This is a genomic window from Pseudomonas sp. NPDC087803 (genome assembly GCF_044742995.1).
Taxonomy (GTDB): Bacteria; Pseudomonadota; Gammaproteobacteria; order Pseudomonadales; family Pseudomonadaceae; genus Aquipseudomonas.
Map to the genome: position 1 here is coordinate 99,900 of NZ_JBIUVO010000007.1, position 21,947 is coordinate 121,846.

Consider the following 21,947-nt stretch of genomic DNA (forward strand, 5'->3'; position numbering starts at 1 on the left):
CCCCACGACACGGACCTTGGCCATGGCTCATCTACAGCAAACCGTCGCCCTCGCCCCTGCCAGCGAAACCCGCAAGCCGCTCATTGGCGGTCTCAGCCCGCAACGGGAACGGCAGGTCAAAAAATTGATCCTCGAACGCCTCGGAGAAAGTCTCGAAGTGGCCGAGCTGGCACGCGCCTGCTCGCTGTCACGCAGCCATTTCTCCCGGGCGTTCAAGGCCAGCACCGGCCAGGCACCACAGGACTGGATCCGCGAACAGCGTATTGCCCGCGCCAAGCTGCTGATCCGCCACACCGGCCTGAGCCTGACGCAGATCAGCCTGGAATGCGGCTTCTGCGATCAGGCGCATTTCTGTCACATGTTTACTCGCAGCGAAGGGATCAATCCGTTCGCCTGGCGCTGTCAGGTCATGCGTGAAAACAAGGACACCCGGACCCGGCCCATGACCTTTTGAGCGTTGCGCAGGCGCCTGGCGTTGCACTGATGGCCAAACCTGAGGAATATGCTGCGATACCTGGTACCCGACGATCTGCATCTTCACGCAGCGTCCATTTGCCAGGATCGCCGCATCACCGCAGGAGTGTGCTGTTGAGTCTTTCCCCGAATCAGGCCATCGGCTTCGGCCCCTATCGGATCTACACCGGGCAGCGGCTGGTCATGGAGGGTGACCAGCCGCTGCGTCTGGGGCGGCGCGCCATGGATATTCTGCTGATGCTGCTGGCGCAGGCCGGGGAAGTGGTGAGCAAGCAACAACTGCTCGCCGGGGTTTGGCCGGACAGTGTCGTCGAGGACATCAACCTGCGGGTGCACATGGCCGCCCTGCGTAAAGCGCTGGGCGACGGTCAGGCCGGCCAGCGCTATATCATCACCGTGGCGCAACGCGGCTACAGTTTCGTCGCTCCGCTGACGGTGCAGGCCAGCGAACAACGGCGGCTGGAAGCCGCCCCCGGTCGCCACAATTTGCCGTTGCGCCATACCCGGATGATCGGCCGTCAGCCATTGGTGGACAGCCTGATGCAGCAACTGCCGCGACAGCGCTGCATCACCCTGGTCGGCCCCGGCGGAATCGGCAAGACCACCGTCGCTCTGCGCGTCGCCGAGCAGTTGCTCGGACGCTATCGCGATGGCATCCGTCTGCTCGACCTGGCGCCACTCAACGACCCGGCGCTGATCGCCTCGCAACTGGCCACCCTGCTTGATCTGTCAGTGCACGACGGCGAGCCACTGGCGGGGGTGATCAGTGATCTGCGCGGGCGGCAGATGCTGCTGGTGATCGACAACTGCGAGCACCTGATCGATGCCGTGGCGCTGCTCGTCGAGAGCCTGCTGCGCGGTGCGCCGCAGGTGCACGTTCTGGCCACCAGCCGCGAAAGCCTGCGTGCTGAAGGCGAGTTCGTGCAGCGTCTGGAATCCCTCGACTGCCCGCCGGCGACGAGCATTCTCGATCGCGAGCAGGCGATGGCTTTTGCCGCCCTGCAACTGTTTGTCGAGCGGGCCATGGTCGCCCAGGAACACTTTGAATTGAGCGACGCCGACCTGCCGCTAGCGATGGAAATCTGCCGGCGTCTGGACGGGATCCCGCTGGCCCTGGAGCTGGCGGCCGCGCAAGTCGACAGCCTGGGCCTGAGCGGTTTGCTGGAACAATGGCAGGATCATTTGCACCCACTGGCGGCGGGCAACCACCACCGCCATGCGCGGCACCAGACGCTGCAAGCCACGCTGGACTGGAGTTTCAACCTGCTCAGCCCCTGCGAGCAGACCTGCCTGCGCCGCCTCGGGGTGTTTCGCGGCAGCTTCAGCCTGACATCGGCTGCGGCGGTGATCGTCGGTCAGCACATCGATCCCGCACAGGTACTTGCGTCGGTCACGCAACTGGTGGGCAAATCACTGCTGAATGTGGATGTTGGCGATGAAGACGTGTTTTATCGCCTGCTCGACACGACTCGCCATTACGCATTGGAAAAACTCGAACACAGCGGCGAACGTGAGACCCTGCGGGAACGTCACGCCGAGCGGTGTCTGGCGTTGATGGAGCAGGCGCAGACCGAGTGGGAAAACACTCCGACCGTGAAGTGGATCGAGCGCTACGCGCGGAGTCTGGAAGACCTGCGCGCCGCCCTCGACTGGAGCTTGCACGGCGCCGGTTCGCGCCAGCTCGGCATCCGTCTGACGGCGACCTCGGCCGCGTTGTGGCAGGAGCTGTCACTGCTCAAGGAATATGGCTCTCATGTGCGGCAGGCGCTGACCTTGCTCAAAAGCGCCGCACAACCCTGCCCGCGCCTGGAGATTGCCCTGCAACTGGCACTCGGCAGCGCCTGCTACCACACCTGGGGCGGTTCGCCGGAGACCATTGAGGCGTTCACCCGGGCCCACGCACTGGCGCAACAGCAGCAGGATGTCGCCGGGCAATTGCGGGCCATCTCCGGGCATCTGGCGGTGAATCTCAGTTGCGGGCATTACCAGGCGGCCTTGCTGCAAAGCGAGCAGTTCGACCGACTCGGCGGCCACGACGATCCTCTGTTGACGTTGAGCACTCACCGCTTGCGCGTCCTCGCCCTGCACTTTGCCGGCGACCAGCCGCAGGCGCGGATCAGTGCCGAGCAAGTGATCCAGCGCATGGCCCACAGTGGCTATCGCAACCGCTTCACCCACGGTTTTGGCGTGCAGTACGACCAGAGCGTGGCTTCGCTGACCATTCTCGCCCGGGTGTTGTGGCTGCAGGGCTTTCCCGAACAGGCGTGGCGCACCGCCCGGCAGGCGCTGGACATCGCCGTGCAGATCAACCACGGCACCTCGATCTGCTACACCCTGGCATTGGCCAGTTGTCTGATCGCGCATTACAACGGCGATGCCAGAACGGCCCGCGCGCTATTGCAACAGTTGCTGGAGCAGGCGCAGAAGCACTCGGTGCTGCTGTTCTACCGTTGGGGACGGCAATATGCGCAGGTGATTGATGAACCTCTGGCCCAGCCGCTCGCTCCGGCGGACAACGGCCTGATCAAGGAGCTGATGGTCACGCTCGATGCCCGTTGCATCGATGATGCATTGCTGCAGCGCGCACGCCGTGGCGCGGCAGGCTGGAGCACGGCGGAGGTGTTGCGGGCGCAGGCCGAGCGCTTGCTGGCTGATGAGGCGGGTGGTGCGCAGGGACGCCTTGGCGAGCAGGCAGAAGAACTCCTGCAAAACGCTCTCGCCATCGCCCGCGCCCAGGGCGCGCTGGCCTGGGAACTGCGCAGCGCCACATCATTGGCACAACTGTGGCAGCGTCAATCACGCCACCGCGAAGCATTGGACTTGCTGACCCCGATCTACCAGCGCTTCAGCGAAGGCTACGCCACCCCGGACTTGCACAAAGTGCGCTTACTGCTCGACGCGCTGCGTGGTCAGTTGCTCACCCGAGCCTGAGCGTTTCCGCCCGCGGTATCGGGCAGGACGCTGCACGATTTCCCTCAGATCACCGCTGGTTTCCAGCTGCTCCCGGACATAGCAACGAATGATGTTGAGCATCCGGTAGCGCACCGAATCGCCGCCCCGCTCCACTGTCAGCCACGACTTGGCAGCCAGGCGCTGGATGATCGCGGTCAGGTGCGCACCGTCTATCACCCGCAGCGCCGCCTCCTCGTTGAAGGCCATCTTGAACACCGACAGGCGTTGCAACACCTGTTGCTCACTGACCCGCAAATCCTGATAGCTCCAGTCCAGCGCTGCGCTCATGGACTGCAGCCGCGGCACTGCCGTACGCCGGCCATGACTGAGCAGGTGCAGGCCGTGGTCCAGTTGCGTTTGCACCCCGACCAACGCCAGCGCACCGATCTGCGCTGCCGCCAGTTCCAGAGCCAGCGGCACCCCGTCCAGCCGGCGACAGATGTCGCACACGGTTCGCAGATCCTGCTCGCGGAGGTTGAAGTCGTGCTGCCGGGCACGCGCGCGGCTGACCAGCAACTGCACCGCCGAATAGCCCATGAGTTCGTCGACACTGTCCGGCGTCGAGGCCTTGGGGAAGGTCAACGGCGCAATGGCTTGCAGGGTCTCGAGATTGGCTTGCAGCGGTTCGCGACTGGTCACCAGAAGCGCCAGCCGCGGCGCCATCAACAACAGACGCTCCACCAGCGCCCGACACGGTTCACGATGCCGCTCGCTGTTATCCAGCACCAGCAAGACATGGCGCGAGGCCAATGCATCGAGCGAGATGTCGAGTGCCCGCAGCAGTCGCTCAAGCAGCGACGGGGCTTCATCGGAGACGGACAGGTCGATGTACCAGACGCCGTCGCGATAATGCTGCAACAACAACTCGGCCACCCGCAGCGCCACCGTGGATTTACCAATGCCTGCCGGTCCGGTCAGGGTCATCAGACGGCACAGCGGCATTTGTCGCACCAGACTCCCGACCAGCGAATCGCGGCCGATCACCGGGGTCAAGCGGGCGGGCAAGTTGTGTTGCGGTGGCTGCAGGGTTTCGAACAGCACTGGCGCGACGCTGTCGCCGTGTACCGGAGCGATAAAGCGATAACCGCATTGCGGCACATTGACGATGTAACGCTGACCGTTCTCGCCGTCGCCCAACGCCCGGCGCAATGCGGCGATGTGCACCCGCAGGTTGATCTCTTCGACCACACTGTCCGGCCATACCCAGGCGATCAGCTGCTCCTTGCGCACCACCCGACCGGCGCGCTCGACCAGCACCTGCAAAATATCCAGAGCGCGCCCGCCCATGCGCAGGGGCCGATCCCCTTCGAGGATCAGTCGTTGGCGTAGATGAAAAGCATAGGGCCCGAAATACAGGACCGATGCCGTGGGTAAATCCTTGTGGCTGTGCATGCCGTTTTCCAGCACCGGCGCTCGCGGGCAGCATGCCCACAGCGCCCGGCGCCGCTCCCTTCCAAGCGTTGCCGTTTATCTTGGCAGGCGCAGGTGACGGCACAACCTCCGTTCGGAGCGCAACACGGACATCCGGATGCCCCGGACGGACACAAGCGCTCTAGCTGAACTGTTCGCGGTACTGCGCCGGGGTCAGACCGAGCTTTTCGGCAAACAGAAAACGCATGTGGCGCACACTGCCGAAACCACTTTTGTAGGCCACGGTCTTCAGCGGCAGCTCAGTGGTTTCCAGCAGATTACGCGCGCAATCGATGCGCGCGTTTTGCAGAAACTCCATCGGCGTCATGTTCACATCGCGGGCGAACAGCCGTGCAAAGTGCCGCGTACTCATGTTCGCCAGACCGGCCATGCGCTCGACGGTAAAGGCTTCGTCGAGGTGTTCCAGCACATGGTTCTGGACCCGGGTGATCGCGGTTTCCTGTGGTGAGACCGCCGCCATCAACGGACTGAACTGCGCTTGTCCGCCCTGACGTTTCATCACCACCAGCAGCACCTTGGCCACGTCTTGGGCGACTTTTTTCCCGTGATCCCGGGCGACCACGGCCAACGCCAGATCAATGCCGGCGGTCACGCCTCCCGAGGTGATCAGATTGCGGTCTTCGGTGTAGATCCGGTCAGTTTCCACCTGCGCCTGAGGGAAGGCCTTGATCAGCCGTTCGGTGTAGTTCCAGTGCGTGGTCACCCGATAACCGTCGAGCAGCCCGGCGTGGCCAAGGACAAAGGCCCCGGTGCAGATCGAACCGTAGCAACCGACCTGCCCCACCGCGCGTCGCAGCCAGGCGAGCAGCGCCGGGTGTCTTTCGTTGTAGGCACCGGGACCACCCGGCACCAGCAGCAGGTCGCAGGCCTGAGCGGGATCGTCGATATGGCGGTCAGTCTGCACCTGCACGCCATTGGACGCCCGCAGCATCCCGCGCTCGGTGCCCAGGGTCATCAGTTGGTAATGATCTTCGGGTTTCAGGTAACGATTGGCGACCGAAAACACCTCCATGGGACCGGCCATGTCGAGCAGAAGAAAGTCGGGGAACAGCACCATTGCCACGGTTTTCATGGTGAAAATCACTGAAATGAAAGGAGAGTAAGCAGACCGCGCATTATGGCCAAGTGGCTGGCGAGCGGCGAAAAGAATGCGTGATGCGTGGCGCAAAACTGTCAACCCGAGAGGGACAGTGTTTCAGTTTCAACCTACTTATTGCACGGACCGGTTAACAGTAACCTTCTCCTCACTCGGACGAATCAACGTCCCGCAAGGAGAATTCATCATGCTGACCCTTCGCAAAGCTACCGACCGCGGCCTCGCCAATCATGGCTGGTTGAAGTCCTTCCACACCTTTTCCTTCGCCAGCTACCGCGATCCGCGCGAGCAGGGTTTCTCTGACCTGCTGGTGATCAACGACGACCGCGTGGCCGCCGGCAAGGGTTTTGGCCAGCACCCGCACCGCGACATGGAAATTTTCTCCTACGTACTTGAAGGCGCGCTGGAGCACAAGGACACCCTGGGCACCGGTTCGGTGATCCGCCCCGGTGACGTGCAACTGATGAGTGCCGGCAGCGGCGTGGCCCACAGCGAGTTCAACCATTCGGCCAGCAAGCCTGTGCACTTTCTGCAGATCTGGATCGTGCCGGAAGTGGCCGGGGCCAAGCCGCGCTACCAGCAGGAGCACTTCAGCGCGCAGAAAAAACGCGGCCGCCTGCAACTGATCATCTCGCCGGACGGCGCTGACGGCTCGTTGAAGGTCCGTCAGGACGCACGGGTTTTCGCCGGCCTGTTTGACGGCCAGGACAGCGCGACGCTGAAACTGCCAGCCAACCGCTATGCCTACGTGCATGTAGCGCGTGGCAGCGTTGAACTCAACGGCGTGCAGTTGCAGGAAGGTGACGGCGTGCGAGTTCGTGAGGAACAAGCGCTGACCTTGAGCAACGGCGTGGATGCCGAAGTGCTGGTGTTTGATCTGCGGCCGCAGGAGTTGCCGCAAATGCCATGAAGCATGGGTTTAACGCCTGCAAAAACGGCCTTCATTTGAAGGCCGTTTTTTATTGCGGTGGTAATGGAGTTGGCAGCATCGACGGTTTTGGTGCGTGAGCATCCTTGCCCGCCTGGACCGCCGCGAGGGTGGTTTGTATAGCTACGTACATGTTGGCTTGATTGGCGTAGTAGGCCCCAACGACGATGGCGACTATTCCAAGCAACTGGACGGCCGTTGCTGCCCAGACGTTGGCCTTGACGGTGGCGCCCTGCCTTGCTGCGTCCTGCGCGCCGTCGGCAATTCTTCGCATCTCTTGCGTAATCAAGTCGTAGCGTTTGTCGCGCTCGACCTGAATGGATAAAAAGCCGTCAATTTTCATTGATACCGCGTCCAGTCGAGCATCCATTCGTGTCTCGATGGTCTCGATCCTGGCGTTGAACTCTTCTCGACTGATGGCGCCCATGACTTGCTTACCCTGATCTTTACCCGTTATGTCACTGCTTTGAAAATGACTGAATTCCCTGGCTTCCAATTCGACACCTTTATCGGGCTACCGATACCGTCCGTGGTATGTCACTCCAGTGCAAGCGTGCGGCCTCGCACCAGCCTTTGGGAACGATAGCCCCCGGTCCTTCGGCCTACAAGCCAGCGGATTCTGCGTCCGGCGTAGGCCATTTCGTCAGACCTTGTGAGTTCGCCGAGAAAACGCGCCTTACTCGTTTTCCGACGCGAACACCTCGACGATCTGCTCGATCACGGCCCTCACCCGCGCGGTATGACGCAGGTCCGCATGGGTCACCAGCCACACTTCGTACGGCTGCGGCCGGGTACGCTGCGGCCAGAGCCGCACCAGACCGTCGCGCTCGCCCATGTACAGCGGGATTTCTCCTACACCAATACCCGCCGCAATCGAGCGACGCATCAACAGGCTGGAACCCAGGCTGGCGACAATTCGCCCACGGCTGATCGGCTCCCCCACCAGGTTCAGGTCCCGGTTGCTCTGCAGATACGGCTGATAAACCACCAGATCATGCCCGGCGAAAGCACTGCCGAACTCAGGCTCGCCGTTGGCATCGACGTAGGCCTTTGAAGCAAACAATCCCGTTGGCCAGCGCGCGATGCGTCGGGCGATCAGGTCCGGATTGTCGGGCCGGGTGTTGCGTACGGCGATGTCCGCCTCACGCTTGGCCAGACTGAGGATCTGCGTAGAGGCGTCCAGCTGCACGCGCACGTCCGGGTGCACTTCATGCAACCGGGCGATGGCCGGGATCAGGAAGTCAATGGCCAGCGAATCGGTGGTGCTGACCCGCACCGTACCGGTCAGGCGATCATCCAAGCCCTGGATCTGCCGCTCAAGCTCCAGTGCCGAATGTTCCATTTTCTCCACGGACCTGAGCGCGGCCTCACCTACCGCCGTTAGCGCGTAACCTTCGGAAGTGCGCAGGAACAACGTCGCGCTGAGGGATTTTTCCAGCGCGGTAATTCGCCGTCCGACGGTGGCCTGATCCACCCCCAGCACTCGCGCGGCCCCGCGCAATGTCGACTCGCGGCAGATCGCGAGAAACACCCGAGCGTCATCCCAATTCATCTGTTCCCCTACTGATGCAGATTTGCATCACCATGCCGCCAAATCGCTGCGCTAAAGCAGCAACAATAGCCGATATCCTCATCCCGTTCTCAAGCCTGAAATGCTTTTGCAGGGAATCATTGGCGCCCCTCTGAACTCCCACCTACAGACCTCTTACGCAACAGGACCGGATATGACACTGCCCAGCGAACTGACCCGTATCGAAATCACTCAACCGGGTGGCCCCGAAGTATTGCAGGCCAAACGCGTAACCCTGCCCGTCGCCGCTGCCGGCGAAGTACTGATCCGTGTGCATGCCGCCGGGATCAATCGTCCCGACGCTCTGCAACGGGCCGGCAAATACCCGATGAAGCCGGGCATGAATCCGATCCCCGGCCTGGAAGTGGCCGGCGAAATCGTGGCGCTGGGTGCCGGTGTCAGTCAGTTTGCCGTGGGGGACAAGGTCTGCGCGCTGACCAACGGTGGCGGTTACGCCGAATACTGCACTGTCCCGGCCGGGCAAACCCTGCCGATCCCCGATGGTCTGGATTGGGTGCAGGCGGCCGCCATCCCGGAAACATTCTTTACCGTGTGGGCCAACCTGTTCGGCCTCGGCAACGCTCAGCGTGGCCAGCGCGTGTTGATCCACGGCGGTACCAGCGGCATCGGCACCACCGCGTTGATGCTCTGCCGCGAATTCGGCATCGAAGCCTTCGCCACCGCCGGCAGTGCCGATAAATGCGCGGCAATCAGCAAATTGGGTGGGCAGCCGATCAATTATCGCGAGCAGGATTTCGCCACGGTCATCGCCGAAAAAACTGCAGACCAAGGGGTGAACGCGATTCTCGACATCATGGGCGCCTCGTATCTCAACGGTAATGTCAGCGCGCTGGCGATGGATGGCCGGCTGGTGATGCTCGGCTTTCTCGGCGGCGGCAAGGCCAACGACATCGACCTGCTGGCGATCATGGCCAAGCGTGCGGTGATCACCGGATCCTTGCTACGAGCGCGCACCGCTGAGGAAAAGGCCGAAATCGCCGAACAGTTGCGCGAACACGTGTGGCCGGTACTCGCGGCCGGACGCTGCCTGCCAATCATCGACAAGGTCTACTCGCTGAACGACGCGGCCCAGGCACATGCGCGCATGGAAGGTGGCGACCACATCGGCAAAATTGTCCTGCGGGTGGATTGAGCCGCAGCATTTTGTAATCGTTGCGGGTACACGGTGGTCGAAAAAATCACGCGCAGACCAAGCCTTCTGGTAAAAAGCCTTCTTTGTCTGCGCTGTGGTGAACCGTTTAATGTTCCTTTCCTTCATGACTCGTTTGCGTCGCCGCCGTCTGGCGTTCGCCTGCATGGCTGCGCTGATCATTGGCGTGCCGACGAGTTGTGCGGTGCTCGAACACACCGAGCGCAAACTGCTGTTTCGCATCGAGCCGGGTACCGCCGGCTGGTATCACGGCTTGCCGGGCAGCGTGCAGGAACTCGACTTGCAGCCCAAGAGCTTCAAGGCCGGGCAGAACATTCATGCCTGGTGGTGGCCGGCAGAACGCGCGAATGCCCCGGCAATCCTTTATCTGCATGGCGTGCGCTGGAACCTTACCGGGCAGTTATTCCGCATCGAGCAACTGCGTGCGGCAGGTTATTCGGTACTGGCGATCGATTACCGTGGTTTCGGCCAGAGCAAGGGTGATCTGCCTTCGGAAAGCAGCGTGTACGAAGATGCCCGTGTGGCATGGGAACGCTTCAAACTGCTGCAGCCAGATCCGAGCAAACGCCTGATTTACGGTCATTCACTAGGGGGTGCCGTGGCCATTGATCTGGCGGCCGAACTTGGCCAGGACGCCGCGCGGGACCATACCCCGCTGCCGGTCAAGGGCCTGGTGATCGAGTCCACCTTTACCTCTCTCGCGGATGTGGCCGCGGCAGTGGCCAACACCTCGCTGCCGGTGCGCTGGCTGCTGTCGCAGAAATTCGATTCCATCGACAAGATCGCCGAGATTCACATGCCATTGCTGGTGGTACACGGCATGGCTGACGCATTCGTGCCGCCGCGCTTCAGCGAGCAGCTGTTCAACGCCGCCCAACAACCGAAACGACTGCTGTTGGTGCCGGGTGCCACCCACAACAACAGCATGGCGCTGGGCGGGCAGAATTATCGCAAGGCGATCGACGCGCTGATGCAATCCAAACCCGCGCCGCGCGTGGCCGGCCCCGCAGTGGTACGCAGCGCGCAGGACTCCTAGCGATAGCCGCGAGCCTGCAGATCGAACAGCTTGGCGTAGTGCCCGTTGGCGGCGATCAGGCTGTGGTGATCGCCTTGCTCCAGTATCCGCCCTGCCTCCAGCACCATGATCTGATCGGCATTGCGCACACTGGAAAAACGATGGGAGATCAGCAGGGTCATGCGCCCTTCGGTGTGCTGGCTGAAATGCTCGAACACTGCCGCTTCCGCTGCCGGATCCAGCGCCGAGGTCGGTTCATCGAGAATCAGGATATCGGCATCGCGGCGCATGTAAGCCCGGGACAGGGCAATCTTCTGCCATTGCCCGCCCGACAACTCCTGACCGCCAGCAAACCAGCGGCCCAGTTGCGTTGCATAGCCACGGTCGAGCCCTTCGATGAACGGCGCGGCCATGCCTTCGGCCGCGGCGGCCTGCCAGCGCGATTCTTCATTGAACGCCGAGGTATCGCCCACGCCGATGTTTTCACCCACGGTGAACTGGTAGCGAATGTAGTCCTGAAAAATCACGCCGATACGCCGGCGCAATGTGTTCTCTTCCCAATCCTGCAAATCGCTGCCATCGAGCAGAATCCGTCCCTGATCCGGCCGATACAGGCGGGTCAGCAACTTGATCAGCGTGGTCTTGCCTGAGCCGTTCTCCCCCACCAGCGCCACGCTCTTGCCCGGCACCAGGTGCAGGTCGATACCTTCCAATGCTGCACGGCTAGCCCCCGGATAGCGGAAACCGACGTTTTCAAAACGCAGGCCATCACCCGGTTGCGCGCCGACCGTGAGATGACCGGAATCGGCGAGCACCGGTTCGGCCAGATACTCATACAGGCTCGACAGATACAAGCCGTCCTCGTACAAACCGCTGATCGCACTCAGGCTGCTGCTGACCGCACTCTGGCCCTGCTTGAACAACACCAGGTACATGGTCATCTGACCGAGGCTGATATTGCCGTGCACGGCGTCGATCACCACCCAGGCGTAAGCCAGATAGAACGCCCCGGTGCCAAGCAGGCCGAGACCGAAGCCCCAGCCATCGCGACGCAATGTCAGGCGCCGATCCTCGGCATAGAGTCTGGCGAAGGTGTCCCGATAACGCTGCAACAGCAACGGCGCAAAGCCGAACAGCTTGACCTCTTTGATGTAGGCCTCGTGGGACAACAAGGTTTCGATGTAACTTTGCTGCCGACTCTCCGGGGCCCGGCGGGTGAACAAGCGGAAAGCATCGCCGGAAAAATGCGCCTCGGCAAAAAATACCGGCAACGCGCCGATCACCAGTAACAGCAGCGCCCACGGCGAGAAATGCACCAGCAGCACACCGAAGCTGATCAGCATGATCAGGTTCTGGATCAACCCAAGCGATTTCATCACCAGCGCCAGCGGCCGGGTCGAGGCTTCGCGGCGTACGCGCACCAGTTTGTCGTAGAACTCGGAGTTTTCGAACTGCACCAGCGACAGTGTCTGCGCCTTCTCGAGAATCAGCGTGTTGACCTTCTGCCCCAACTGCACCCGCAACAGCGACTGCTGCACCGACAACGCCCGTTGCGTACCGGACAACAGCGCCAGCACGCCCGCCTCCATCAGCACATAACGCAACACCGGCCACAGCGGCGCATCGCCTTGCTGCGCGTGCAACTGCATCGCCGTCACCACCGCATCGACAATGCGCTGCCCCAGCCAAGCGGCCAGCGCAGGCAATACACCGGCGATCAAAGTTGCCAGCACCAGGCCCAGAAACAATCCGCGTGATGTCGCCCAGACTAAGAGCAAGGCGCGCCGGGCCTGATCTAACAGGGTATTGAAGCGGGAAATCAAAGGCATGGCGGATCAAGCTCGATAGGCAGTACAGGGTGTCATGGTACTCCGCAGGTTTTATCCGTGCTGAAGCGCGGTGTTTTCAGAAGAAAAACATCTGGAAAAACTCTGCCCATTGCGGCGTCCAATGCTTTGCTATGGTTTAACCGCCTTTCGTGGAACCCGACGAAAATCGCCTCTCTCCGCGCCTACTGCCAGGAACGCCATCATGAGAATCAATCCCTACCTGATCTTCAACGGCAACTGCCGCGAGGCTTTCACCTTTTACGAACAAGCCTTGCAGGGCAAACTCGAAGCAATGATGACCTACGGCGAAACACCCGCCGCCGATCACGTACCGAAAGAACACCACAACCTCGTCAACCATACCTGCCTGAAGGTTGGCGACCAGATGATCATGGCCTCGGACACCACCCCTGATCGGCCAACCGGGGGCATGAGCGGATGCTCGATTTCCATCAACGTCGACAGCATCGCCGAAGCCGAGCGAGTGTTTAATGCGCTGGCCAAGGACGCTCGCGTCGACATGCCGCTGCAAACCACATTCTGGGCCGCCCGTTTCGGCATGCTGGTCGATCGCTTTGGTGTGGCGTGGATGGTCAATTGCGAGACTGACCAGTGATGCTGATGTTTCGTCAGGCATGAAAAAGCCCAACCTCTTCAGGTTGGGCTTTGGGGTTTATCGCTGGGCCAGTTCATGCCGCACGCATTGTTCGTAATAGGTCTGCTTGACCGCCGCCGGCTTGAGCCTGGAGGTGCTGTTGTAAGTCTGCTCGGTAATGCCCATCGCCGTCATGCGCATCCACGGTTGCTGGAACTTGCGCACCTGCAACTGCTTGCGCGCGCCGTACAACGAGATCCCCGACAGCTTCGACTGCTGCGCCCCGGCAGCGATGTCCGAGCCCCAGGTACAGGCGAAACGATGACTCTTGCTCAACTCCTTCGCTTCAATGGCCGAAGCGAAGGCAGCCAGGGAAAGCGTTGCAACGGTTATGACAATCGTCCGCATATAGCCAACCTAACCTTTTGAAAAAAGGCGAGTTTGCCGGGGAAGACCAAATCTGGGGGCCAGCAAATTGCCGCTTTTCCGAGATTGACCTGTGCCTGCGCCGTGATCAGCGGATACTGCGGACCTCAACCCGCAGACGCTCGGCGCCCTCCTCCGAACATTCGATATTCACCGGCAAGAAGCGCTCGATCACCGCGATGTTGCTGTGCAGATGCTCGGTCACTCTTGGGGTAGTGAATGATCCGCCACCGGCCAGCGCCATCGGCAGCAGCAACTGGTCGGCGAGGTGTTCCGCCACAGCAGCGTCACTGCGCAACCAGTCTGTCGCCTGATTGATTGCGCTATCAGCGACCTTCTCCGCCCGTAACAACACTTGGCCAAAGGCACTGAAGACTTCCGTGACCTGCTCGAACACGTACTCCAGCAACAACACATTACCGGGGCCACGCGCCGGATCGAGCGTGATCGGATGCAATGTTTCCGATGACCAGTTCAGGCGTTTGGCCACCCTATTCAGTTCTCGCTCGGCGACAGTCCGTGCGAGCCCCGCAGTCAGCGCCATTGCCTGATGCGACAGCAACGCCCCGCGCTCACACAGATCAAGTCGCGTCAGTTGCGACGGCTGCACCGTGACGTCGATCTCACCACCACCGGCCGGGACGAAGCCGTGACGCAACAGATCCAGCTCAATGCCGGCCCCCATGCGTCGCATCAGCGGCAACCAACTGCGCGTGAGGAAATCGGCAGGCGGCGCCAATGGATTATGCGTGCCGCCGCTGATCCGCACGCGACTTGTGCCCGGCGCCTGCAACAGCGCCGGCAGCAGTGTCTGTAGCACCAACGTGCAACTCCCGGCTGTGCCGATCGCAAACTGGTAATCACCCGAACGAATCGTTCCCGGCTCGAAATACAGCTCCTGCGAGCCCAGCTCCGCTCCCGCGATCCGCGCGCCGCAGACTTCGGCGGCCGCCATCACTGCCGTCAAATGCTGACGCAACAATCCCGGCCGACTGCGGCGGGCGCGAATCTGTTTGATGCGAAACGCCTGGCCCGTCACCATCGACAGGCTCAGCGCGCTGCGCAACACCTGACCGCCGCCAATCGCGCCGTCCAGTTCAATCACTTGCTGTTCCATTTCAATCCTTACGCGTACAACCCGACGGTGTCCCTGAGGTAGTCATCCAGTCGTCGCGAGTCTTCCTGAGTTCTGAGTAATGTCGGCGCATCGCGCTCGAGTTCGGCAGCGATGAACCTGTGCAGCGCCGGGCGACGCGGACCATAGGTGCTCTTGTCGGCATTGCGTTTAAGTGCCAGCAGTTCGTCGACTTCAGCCAGCAGTGCACGGTCGTCGACCGTGGTCAGCAGGTCGGCGAAGGTCATCGGTGGACGCCCCCGGCCCTGATCGATCCAGCGCACCGCCAGCAAGGGCCGCAGCACGTAGAAGTACTTCTTGAACCGCACACTGTCGCCTTGCAGGTACTGGCGAAAGTTGTTTTTCGCCATCGACAGATAGTGATTGCGGGCTGCTGGCGGGCTGTAGAACGCTTCGGCCAGTTCACGCAGTTGCGCAACCTGTGCGCTTTCGCTGCGGTACACCAATGGCGAGTCGAGCCACTCCAGCAGCGTCGGGTTGGATTTGCGCAACAACCCGAGGGTCTTGCGCAGTTCCCAGCCGCTGACGTCCAGTTCATCGTCCAATGGCCGCTCGATCACAGCGCGCGGCGTGTCGACCTGAACGAACCACTGCGGTTTTTCCACGTACACGAATCGTACGTCGTAATCGCTGTCGGTCGAGGCAAAGCCCCAGGCCCGACTGCCGGACTCACAGGCGTACAGCACTGTGACGTTGCGCTCGCGCTCTATACGCGCCAACTCTTCCAGCACCCGCGCACGCATCGTGTCGCACAGCGGGTGGCGTTCTGCAAATTCCATGACTGCTGATCCTTTTATCCTTTGACGCACACCACTTGCCGCAGGGTGTGCAGCACTTCCACCAACTCGCGCTGGGCGTGCATGACTTTGTCGATGTCCTTGTAGGCCATCGGAATTTCGTCGATCACCGCTTCGTCCTTGCGGCACTCGACATGCGCAGTGGCGCGGATCTGGTCTTCGACCGTGAAAGTATTCCTGGCCTTGGTGCGGCTCATGGTGCGGCCGGCGCCATGGCTGCAGGAACTGAACGACTCTTCGTTGCCCAGACCGCGCACAATGAAACTCTTGGCGCCCATCGACCCCGGGATGATCCCCAGCTCCCCCTTCTTCGCCGACACCGCGCCTTTGCGGGTGACCAAGACGTCTTCACCGAAATGCCGCTCTTTCTGCACGTAGTTGTGGTGGCAGTTCACCGCTTCCAGCGCCACCTCGAACGGCTTGCGAATGATCTGGCGCGTGGCCTGAATCACCGCTTGCATCATCAGTTCGCGGTTCTGTCTGGCGAAGTCCTGCGCCCAGCTCACCGCTTCCACGTAATCATCGAAGTGCTGGCTGCCTTCTTCGAAATACGCCAGGTCACGATCCGGCAGGTTGGCAATATGTTGCCGCATATCCGCCTGAGCCATCTGAATGAACAGGTTGCCGATAGCGTTGCCGACACCGCGAGAACCACTGTGCAACATGAACCAGACCCGGTTGGCTTCGTCCAGGCACACTTCGATGAAGTGGTTACCGCTGCCGAGCGTCCCCAGATGCCCACGGTTGTTGGTGTTGGCCAGTTTCGGATACTTGTCGGTGATCAGCTTGAAACGTGGCTGAAGCCCCGCCCAGGCCTGATCGGCTTGCTGCGGAATCTCGTCCCATGCGCCCTTGTCGCGCCGCGAACGGTTCGAACTGCGGCCATGGGGCACCGCGTGCTCGATGGCGCTGCGCAGGCCTTGCAGGTTATCCGGCAGGTCGGTAGCGGTCAGCGACGTGCGTGCGGCGATCATGCCGCAACCGATGTCCACGCCGACGGCTGCCGGGATAATCGCGCCCACCGTCGGAATCACGCTGCCAATGGTCGACCCCTTGCCCAGATGCACATCCGGCATCACCGCCAGATGCTTGAAGATGAATGGCATCTTTGCGGTGTTCATCAGTTGCTCGCGGGCCTCGGTTTCTACCGGAACGCCTTCGGTCCAGAGTTTGATCGGCTTGCCGTCGGCGACTTCGAGCAGTTGGTAAGTGTGTGCTTTCATTTCTCTATTCTTTATTCGTTGGCCGATGATTCGGCGTTGTTCGGTCATGTGCAGCGACAAAAAAACAGACACTGTGGCTCTGCCAGTCGAGCCCCCGTTGCCGGGGCGGGATTCGAACCCGCGTTCCGATGGAGTACCTGTTGCATTCGCTGCCTTCTTTTTCAATAAGGTGGCACGACAAAAGTTGATGACTGTTGCGCGTTGCCGCGCACCGGGGTTAACCGGCCTCAAATGTACAGCCATCAGGCATTCGTGCCGTCACACACGCTGACAAGGGTTTGATGAGACGTCTTGGATGTAGTCCCACCGGCATTCAGCGCCTGTGACAAATCAATTCATTGCATCTTCTCGATCGCTTCGACCCAGTGCTGCGCGCCGTAACGACCGCTGGCGAACTGCTCAACCACATCGAACACCGCATCACTGAAACCGCCGACATTCAGAATGTCATCGCGGTCCGCTGCCTGCGTTGCATAACCCGGCTGGATATCGATACACACCAGCCGCGCCTGCGGATTGATCCGTTTGATGCGCTCCCACTGCAGCATCGTCTCACTGGCACCATGGCGCCGCGTGTCAATCCAGGACTCGTTGTCCGATACCAGAATCAGCGTATCGACCCTGGCCTTGCTGTCCGCCAGTTTCTTCAGCGGCGCCGAGCAGTTGGTGCCGCCGCCAAAGGCCGCGGCCAGTTTCTCCGCGTTGCTGATCACGCTGTCCCGAGGGTTGAGCTTGATATCCACAACCTTCACTTCGAACGGCATCACCCGCGCCGCCGGCTGTTTGCGCAACACCGCTGCCGCGACCAGCGCCGCCACGTCGATGCAACGCACTGCGGTGGTTGCGCCCTGACGATAACCGGTCGCCGGGCTGCCCATCGAACCCGATACGTCCGGGCAAACCACCACCGCGCCTTCCAGCTTCGGCACATTGGCCAGCGATAACTCAAGTGCGTCCTGCAATGCCTCGCGGATCTGCAGCGGTACGTTATCGCCAACCATCCGGTAGGCCGCCAGCAACTGGTACGGATAAACCCGCGCCTTTGCCACTTCTTGCGGGTCTGCAAGTCGCGCCGCCACGTACTCGACGCAACCCGGAACTTCAAACGCGCCATGCCGCGCCAGGGTGTTGAGGTTGATGCGCAATCCCTGCCAGCCCATGTTGTAAGCCTGCGCAGCCCATTGCTGTTTGCTCAGGGTTTCGTTGCCGAGCAGTTGAAACGGTACTGCGGGTACTTCGTGACTTGCACCGCTGCGAAACGCCAGCAAATCGCGGGTCAGCTCAGGCAACGCCTGCACATCCACCGGTTTGCCGATCAGCCAGGCGAAGAACGCTTCGCGCCAGGCCTCAGCCGGCTTTGGGTGAACCATCTTCACCACGTCCGCCAGCGATGGCTGGTTGCCAATCGACGCTTGCAGCAGTTGACGTTCGGTCGCGCCGTTGAGCCAGTTCTGCACCAGACGCTTGGGTTGCGAGCCAAGAGATTTGCGCCCGGTGGCGCCACTGCGCAGGATCTGCACGTAGTTGCGCAACATCTTGCCGCTGTCGATCACTTGTTCAAACACCTCAGGTACCAACGTCGAACGGTTCGCCGTCAGTGCCGCCAACAGCAACGCCGGCATATCTTTCATGTGGCCTTTTTGGCGAGCGTACACAGCAGCCTTCGCCACGAAACGGCTGTCGAGTTCAACCACCAGCTTCAACACTTGATCCAGCTGACTTTCAGCGCTGGCGTAAAACGTCTGGTTCAGGCAACCGGTGACTGCCAGTTGAGCCAGTTGATGCTTCGGGGTGTAGGCATAGGCCGAGGCACCGGAAGCATTCAAAGTGTCGCAGGCTGCCAGCTGTTTCGATTGCGTGTTGAAGAGTTTGAAGTTGGCCATCGTGGCGTCTCGCTCTGTTGTCCTGTTCGTTGCGATAGGTATTGCAGCGGCTGTGCCAGTTTTTGAAAGGCATTGAATTTATTTTTTATATTATTGATTTATAACGATTTTTTATTTTTTATGGTTTTCTTTGCGCTGATCAGAAGACAAACCCAGCGCAAGAAATCTATCATTTGATATCGTCATTTATCTTTTGAGATAGTCATGCCCAACAAACGTACGGTCGCCATCGGTTTTATCGGCGCCACCCTGGACCGCGTTGGCAAGGGCGCCAATCGCTGGAGCCACTGGCGACCGAGCGTTGGCCTGTGCCAGCAACCGGACGTGCTGATCCATCGCCTGGAACTGATTCACGGTATCGACGCACGCGACCTCAGCCTCGCTGAACGGGTTCGCGCCGATATCCAGCAGGTCTCGCCGGAAACCGAGGTAAACCTGCACCCCATGGCACTGCGTAATCCGTGGGATTTCGAAGAGGTCTACGGCGCACTGCATGACTTCACGACGGCCTACAGCTTCGATACCGAAAACGAGGACTATCTGGTTCACATCACCACCGGCACCCACGTCGCGCAGATTTGCTGGTTCCTGCTGACCGAAGCACGCTTTCTGCCGGCGCGCCTGATCCAGACCTCCCCTGCCCGACGCAAAAGTGAAGATGAGCAAGCCACCGGCACCCACGCCCTGATCGACCTTGACCTGTCGCGCTATGACCGCATCGCCTCGCGTTTCGCCAACAAACGCCTCGAAGGCCTGGAGTTCTTGAAGTCCGGCATCGCCACCCGTAACGCGGCGTTCAACCGCTCCATCGAACAGATAGAGCGCGTCGCGGTGCGTTCGAAGGCGCCCATGCTGCTGATCGGCCCGACCGGCGCCGGCAAATCGTTTCTCGCCCGGCGCATCTACGAACTCAAGCGCAGTCGCCATCAAATGCAGGGCCGGTTTGTTGAGGTGAACTGCGCCACCCTGCGGGGCGACGGCGCGATGTCGGCATTGTTTGGTCACGTCAAAGGCGCTTTCACCGGCGCGCAAAACGCCCGCGACGGCCTGCTGCGCGCTGCGGACGGCGGCATGTTGTTTCTCGATGAAATCGGCGAACTGGGCGCGGACGAACAGGCGATGCTGCTCAAGGCTATCGAAGAAAAGCGCTTCTTTCCGCTCGGCTCCGACAAGGAAGTCGACAGCGATTTCCTGATCATCGCCGGCACCCACCGCGACCTGCGCAGCCGCGTCGCCGAAGGCCTGTTCCGCGAAGATCTGTACGCGCGGATCAACCTCTGGACATTTGATTTGCCCGGCCTGGCCGGCCGCCGCGAAGACATCGAGCCCAACATCGATTTCGAGCTAGAACGTCACGCTCGCGATCACGGCCAGCTAGTGCGCTTCAACCTCGAAGCACGGCGGCGCTACCTCGCCTTCGCCAGTTCTCGCGAAGCGGCATGGCTGGGCAACTTTCGCGAGTTGTCAGCGTCGATTACCCGGATGGCCACCCTCGCGGACAGCGGGCGAATTGATGAGGCGCAAGTGCAGGAAGAAATTGATCGGCTGCGTTATGCGTGGGGGCTGACGCAAGCGGACGGGATGTCGGATGAACTACCGGGAGACGCCGACAGCCTGGACCTGTTCGATCGACTGCAATTGAAGGCGGTACTTGAAGTATGTCGGCAAGCGGGCAGCCTTTCGGATGCCGGACGCAGACTGTTTGGGGTATCGCGCCAGGCCAAGGCGCAGCCGAATGATGCGGACCGGTTGAGAAAATACCTGAGCCGCTTCGGGATTGAATGGGCTGACTTGCAAGGCCGCAAAATATAGCGCGGTGCTTTCGCGCCGTTTTGTCGCGGTCATGTTTGTGGTTGGCCTTGTAGAAATCCTTCTACTCTCACATTGGGCCGGGTATCTATGATTCTACCGCTCGTCCAACGGCCAGCACCTTAGGCCTGTTCATGCCTCCAATGGGTTACCCCCATCGCGCGGAAGATTCAGAAAATGAACAAGTCGATTGCAACCCTGACGCTCGCAAGCCTGCTGCTGACTGGCTCGCTCTTCACGCAGACCAGTTCGGCAGCAACACCGACGGCCTCATCCGGAACAAATCAGGCGCAAAGCTCAGAGTCCAATGAGGAAAAAGCCAATAAAAAGGGCGAAGAAGCGTCAGGTTCAAACTCCGGCGCCGAACCGCAAGAAACGCAGAAAGACGCCGCGACCTCCAGTGACTCGAAGGACATTCAGCAAGACTCGAAACAATAAAACCTGCGCGACTGCCGCCGCCTCATTTGATTCATCTGACACGAATCACAATTGTCGAAGCAAGCATGTCGCCCAAGCGTTTGCGCGAGCCAAAGAAGATGAAAATCCAGTCGAGGATGTTCAGAAAGGGCGTTGTGATATTGCGTATGAACGATTGATACAGATTGCAGCTCAAGTAGCTTCGCTCATCAATCACCGACATCCCCAGCAGCTTTTTACCCAGGCTTTGCCCGTTGGGCATTGCGTCGGAAAACAGGTAATACGCCACACCTGCACCAAAAGCCAAGACCGCCACAACATTTGGCGGCAAACCAATAAACTCCGCCATTCGTCCAATGAAGAGGATCAAAAAGTAGGTGATCAACGTATCGATGATCTGCCCACCCCAGCGACGGCCCAGGCCTGCGAGATTTTTCGGCTTTTGATATTCGCTACCGGTATTACTGATGTCCATGCGCCTTCGCTCGATCGGAATTTGGATGACTGAGTATCGGCACCCGATCGCCAATATTTAATGGCAATCCAGCGCTGGCCGCATTCACCGGGCGCTCGACCAAATCCCAGTTAGACTCGGCAAGGATCAATGTAGATCGAGAGCAATAATCAGAAACGGCTAAAACCGCTGACAATCTTGAAGAGGAAGCAGGCGTGAGAAATGGAGAAGTCACGCAAATGTCACGCGCATGAAAAAGGCCAATGCTGTGAACATTGGCCTAAATCATTGAATTATATGGTCGGGACGGAGTGATTCGAACACTCGACCCCTAGCACCCCATGCTAGTGCGCTACCGGACTGCGCTACGCCCCGACTGGTTTGAAACCTGCCCTTCATCTCGAAGAGCGCTCAAGAATATATCGCAAGCTTTTGAAAACTGGAAGTATTCAAACGCAGCTTTTTATTTCTTGAGCACCACCAGCACATCTTCAAGCTCAGCGATCATCTGGCGGATCATTTGCTTGTATTGGGTGGTGTCGTCTTTGGCTTCATCGCCGGACAAACGCAGACGCGCGCCGCCGATGGTGAATCCTTGATCGTAAAGGAGCGCGCGGATCTGCCGGATCATCAGCACGTCCTGGCGCTGATAATACCGGCGGTTTCCGCGGCGTTTGACGGGGTTGAGCTGAGGAAACTCCTGCTCCCAGTAGCGCAGCACGTGTGGTTTTACCGCACACAG

At 60.5% G+C, this 21,947-nt stretch carries 20 protein-coding genes and 1 tRNA gene; 8 read left to right on the top strand and 13 right to left on the bottom strand.

Annotated features, from left to right (window positions below):
• Positions 1-22: 22 nt before the first annotated feature.
• Together ACIOUG_RS07635 and ACIOUG_RS07640 are read left to right on the top strand one after the other, a co-directional pair.
• A complete protein-coding gene (locus tag ACIOUG_RS07635) occupies positions 23-454 on the top strand; it encodes a helix-turn-helix domain-containing protein (protein WP_401063994.1) in 432 nt (143 codons plus the stop codon).
• Positions 455-588: 134 nt separating this feature from the next.
• A complete protein-coding gene (locus ACIOUG_RS07640; RefSeq protein ID WP_401063996.1) occupies positions 589-3,405 on the top strand; it encodes an ATP-binding protein in 2,817 nt (938 codons plus the stop codon).
• Here ACIOUG_RS07640 and ACIOUG_RS07645 read toward each other — a convergent pair.
• Both ACIOUG_RS07645 and ACIOUG_RS07650 read right to left on the bottom strand, forming a co-directional pair.
• A complete protein-coding gene (locus tag ACIOUG_RS07645) occupies positions 3,361-4,818 on the bottom strand; it encodes an ATP-binding protein (protein ID WP_401063997.1) in 1,458 nt (485 codons plus the stop codon). The two genes, ACIOUG_RS07640 and ACIOUG_RS07645, sit on opposite strands and share 45 nt — an antisense overlap.
• Before the next feature lie 160 nt (positions 4,819-4,978).
• Entirely contained in the window at positions 4,979-5,929 is a 951-nt protein-coding gene (locus tag ACIOUG_RS07650; RefSeq protein ID WP_401063999.1) for a GlxA family transcriptional regulator, read from the bottom strand.
• A gap of 211 nt (positions 5,930-6,140) precedes the next feature.
• On the opposite strand from ACIOUG_RS07650, the gene ACIOUG_RS07655 reads away from it, so the two are divergent.
• On the top strand, positions 6,141-6,863 hold the full coding sequence (locus tag ACIOUG_RS07655; RefSeq protein WP_401064001.1) for a pirin family protein: 723 nt from the start codon (positions 6,141-6,143) through the stop codon (positions 6,861-6,863).
• 49 nt (positions 6,864-6,912) lie between these two features.
• Here the strand turns inward: ACIOUG_RS07655 and ACIOUG_RS07660 are convergent, their stop codons facing one another.
• Positions 6,913-7,377 (bottom strand): hypothetical protein, encoded by a 465-nt coding sequence (locus ACIOUG_RS07660; protein ID WP_401064003.1) that lies wholly within the window; start codon positions 7,375-7,377, stop codon positions 6,913-6,915.
• Between the two features lie 180 nt (positions 7,378-7,557).
• On the bottom strand, positions 7,558-8,433 hold the full coding sequence (locus tag ACIOUG_RS07665) for a LysR family transcriptional regulator (protein WP_401064005.1): 876 nt from the start codon (positions 8,431-8,433) through the stop codon (positions 7,558-7,560).
• Positions 8,434-8,605: 172 nt separating this feature from the next.
• On the opposite strand from ACIOUG_RS07665, the gene ACIOUG_RS07670 reads away from it, so the two are divergent.
• Together ACIOUG_RS07670 and ACIOUG_RS07675 are read left to right on the top strand one after the other, a co-directional pair.
• Positions 8,606-9,604 (top strand): NAD(P)H-quinone oxidoreductase, encoded by a 999-nt coding sequence (locus ACIOUG_RS07670; RefSeq protein WP_401064007.1) that lies wholly within the window; start codon positions 8,606-8,608, stop codon positions 9,602-9,604.
• A gap of 109 nt (positions 9,605-9,713) precedes the next feature.
• Entirely contained in the window at positions 9,714-10,658 is a 945-nt protein-coding gene (locus tag ACIOUG_RS07675; protein ID WP_401064009.1) for an alpha/beta hydrolase, read from the top strand.
• Here ACIOUG_RS07675 and ACIOUG_RS07680 read toward each other — a convergent pair.
• A complete protein-coding gene (locus ACIOUG_RS07680; protein WP_401064011.1) occupies positions 10,655-12,466 on the bottom strand; it encodes an ABC transporter ATP-binding protein in 1,812 nt (603 codons plus the stop codon). The genes ACIOUG_RS07675 and ACIOUG_RS07680 overlap by 4 nt on opposite strands.
• Before the next feature lie 202 nt (positions 12,467-12,668).
• Here ACIOUG_RS07680 and ACIOUG_RS07685 point away from each other — a divergent pair, with 202 nt between their 5' ends.
• Entirely contained in the window at positions 12,669-13,082 is a 414-nt protein-coding gene (locus ACIOUG_RS07685) for a VOC family protein (protein ID WP_401064013.1), read from the top strand.
• 57 nt (positions 13,083-13,139) lie between these two features.
• On the opposite strand, the gene ACIOUG_RS07690 is transcribed toward ACIOUG_RS07685, so the two are convergent.
• The 5 genes from ACIOUG_RS07690 to ACIOUG_RS07710 form a co-directional block, all read right to left on the bottom strand.
• Positions 13,140-13,469: a hypothetical protein gene (locus ACIOUG_RS07690; protein WP_003226343.1), complete on the bottom strand. Its 330-nt coding sequence runs from the start codon at positions 13,467-13,469 to the stop codon at positions 13,140-13,142.
• Between the two features lie 106 nt (positions 13,470-13,575).
• The gene (gene rtcA, locus ACIOUG_RS07695; RefSeq protein ID WP_401064014.1) at positions 13,576-14,604 is read right to left on the bottom strand and encodes an RNA 3'-terminal phosphate cyclase; all 1,029 of its coding nucleotides are present in this window, start codon (positions 14,602-14,604) and stop codon (positions 13,576-13,578) included.
• An 8-nt stretch (positions 14,605-14,612) separates the two neighbouring features.
• Entirely contained in the window at positions 14,613-15,401 is a 789-nt protein-coding gene (locus tag ACIOUG_RS07700) for a nucleotidyltransferase domain-containing protein (RefSeq protein ID WP_401064016.1), read from the bottom strand.
• A gap of 14 nt (positions 15,402-15,415) precedes the next feature.
• A complete protein-coding gene (locus ACIOUG_RS07705) occupies positions 15,416-16,642 on the bottom strand; it encodes an RtcB family protein (protein WP_401064018.1) in 1,227 nt (408 codons plus the stop codon).
• A gap of 335 nt (positions 16,643-16,977) precedes the next feature.
• Entirely contained in the window at positions 16,978-18,525 is a 1,548-nt protein-coding gene (locus tag ACIOUG_RS07710; protein ID WP_401064020.1) for an RNA-binding protein, read from the bottom strand.
• A 204-nt stretch (positions 18,526-18,729) separates the two neighbouring features.
• On the opposite strand from ACIOUG_RS07710, the gene rtcR reads away from it, so the two are divergent.
• Together rtcR and ACIOUG_RS07720 are read left to right on the top strand one after the other, a co-directional pair.
• Complete coding sequence (rtcR, locus tag ACIOUG_RS07715; protein WP_401064023.1) at positions 18,730-20,337, top strand: RNA repair transcriptional activator RtcR; 1,608 nt, start codon at positions 18,730-18,732, stop codon at positions 20,335-20,337.
• A gap of 174 nt (positions 20,338-20,511) precedes the next feature.
• Entirely contained in the window at positions 20,512-20,772 is a 261-nt protein-coding gene (locus ACIOUG_RS07720; protein ID WP_401064025.1) for a hypothetical protein, read from the top strand.
• Between the two features lie 31 nt (positions 20,773-20,803).
• Here ACIOUG_RS07720 and ACIOUG_RS07725 read toward each other — a convergent pair whose 3' ends face one another.
• The 3 genes from ACIOUG_RS07725 to ACIOUG_RS07735 form a co-directional block, all read right to left on the bottom strand.
• Complete coding sequence (locus ACIOUG_RS07725; RefSeq protein ID WP_401064027.1) at positions 20,804-21,226, bottom strand: RDD family protein; 423 nt, start codon at positions 21,224-21,226, stop codon at positions 20,804-20,806.
• A 277-nt stretch (positions 21,227-21,503) separates the two neighbouring features.
• Positions 21,504-21,580 (bottom strand) — tRNA-Pro (locus ACIOUG_RS07730).
• An 88-nt stretch (positions 21,581-21,668) separates the two neighbouring features.
• Positions 21,669-21,947 (bottom strand): MerR family transcriptional regulator (locus ACIOUG_RS07735; protein WP_401064028.1); only part of this gene is annotated, 279 nt, incomplete at its 5' end.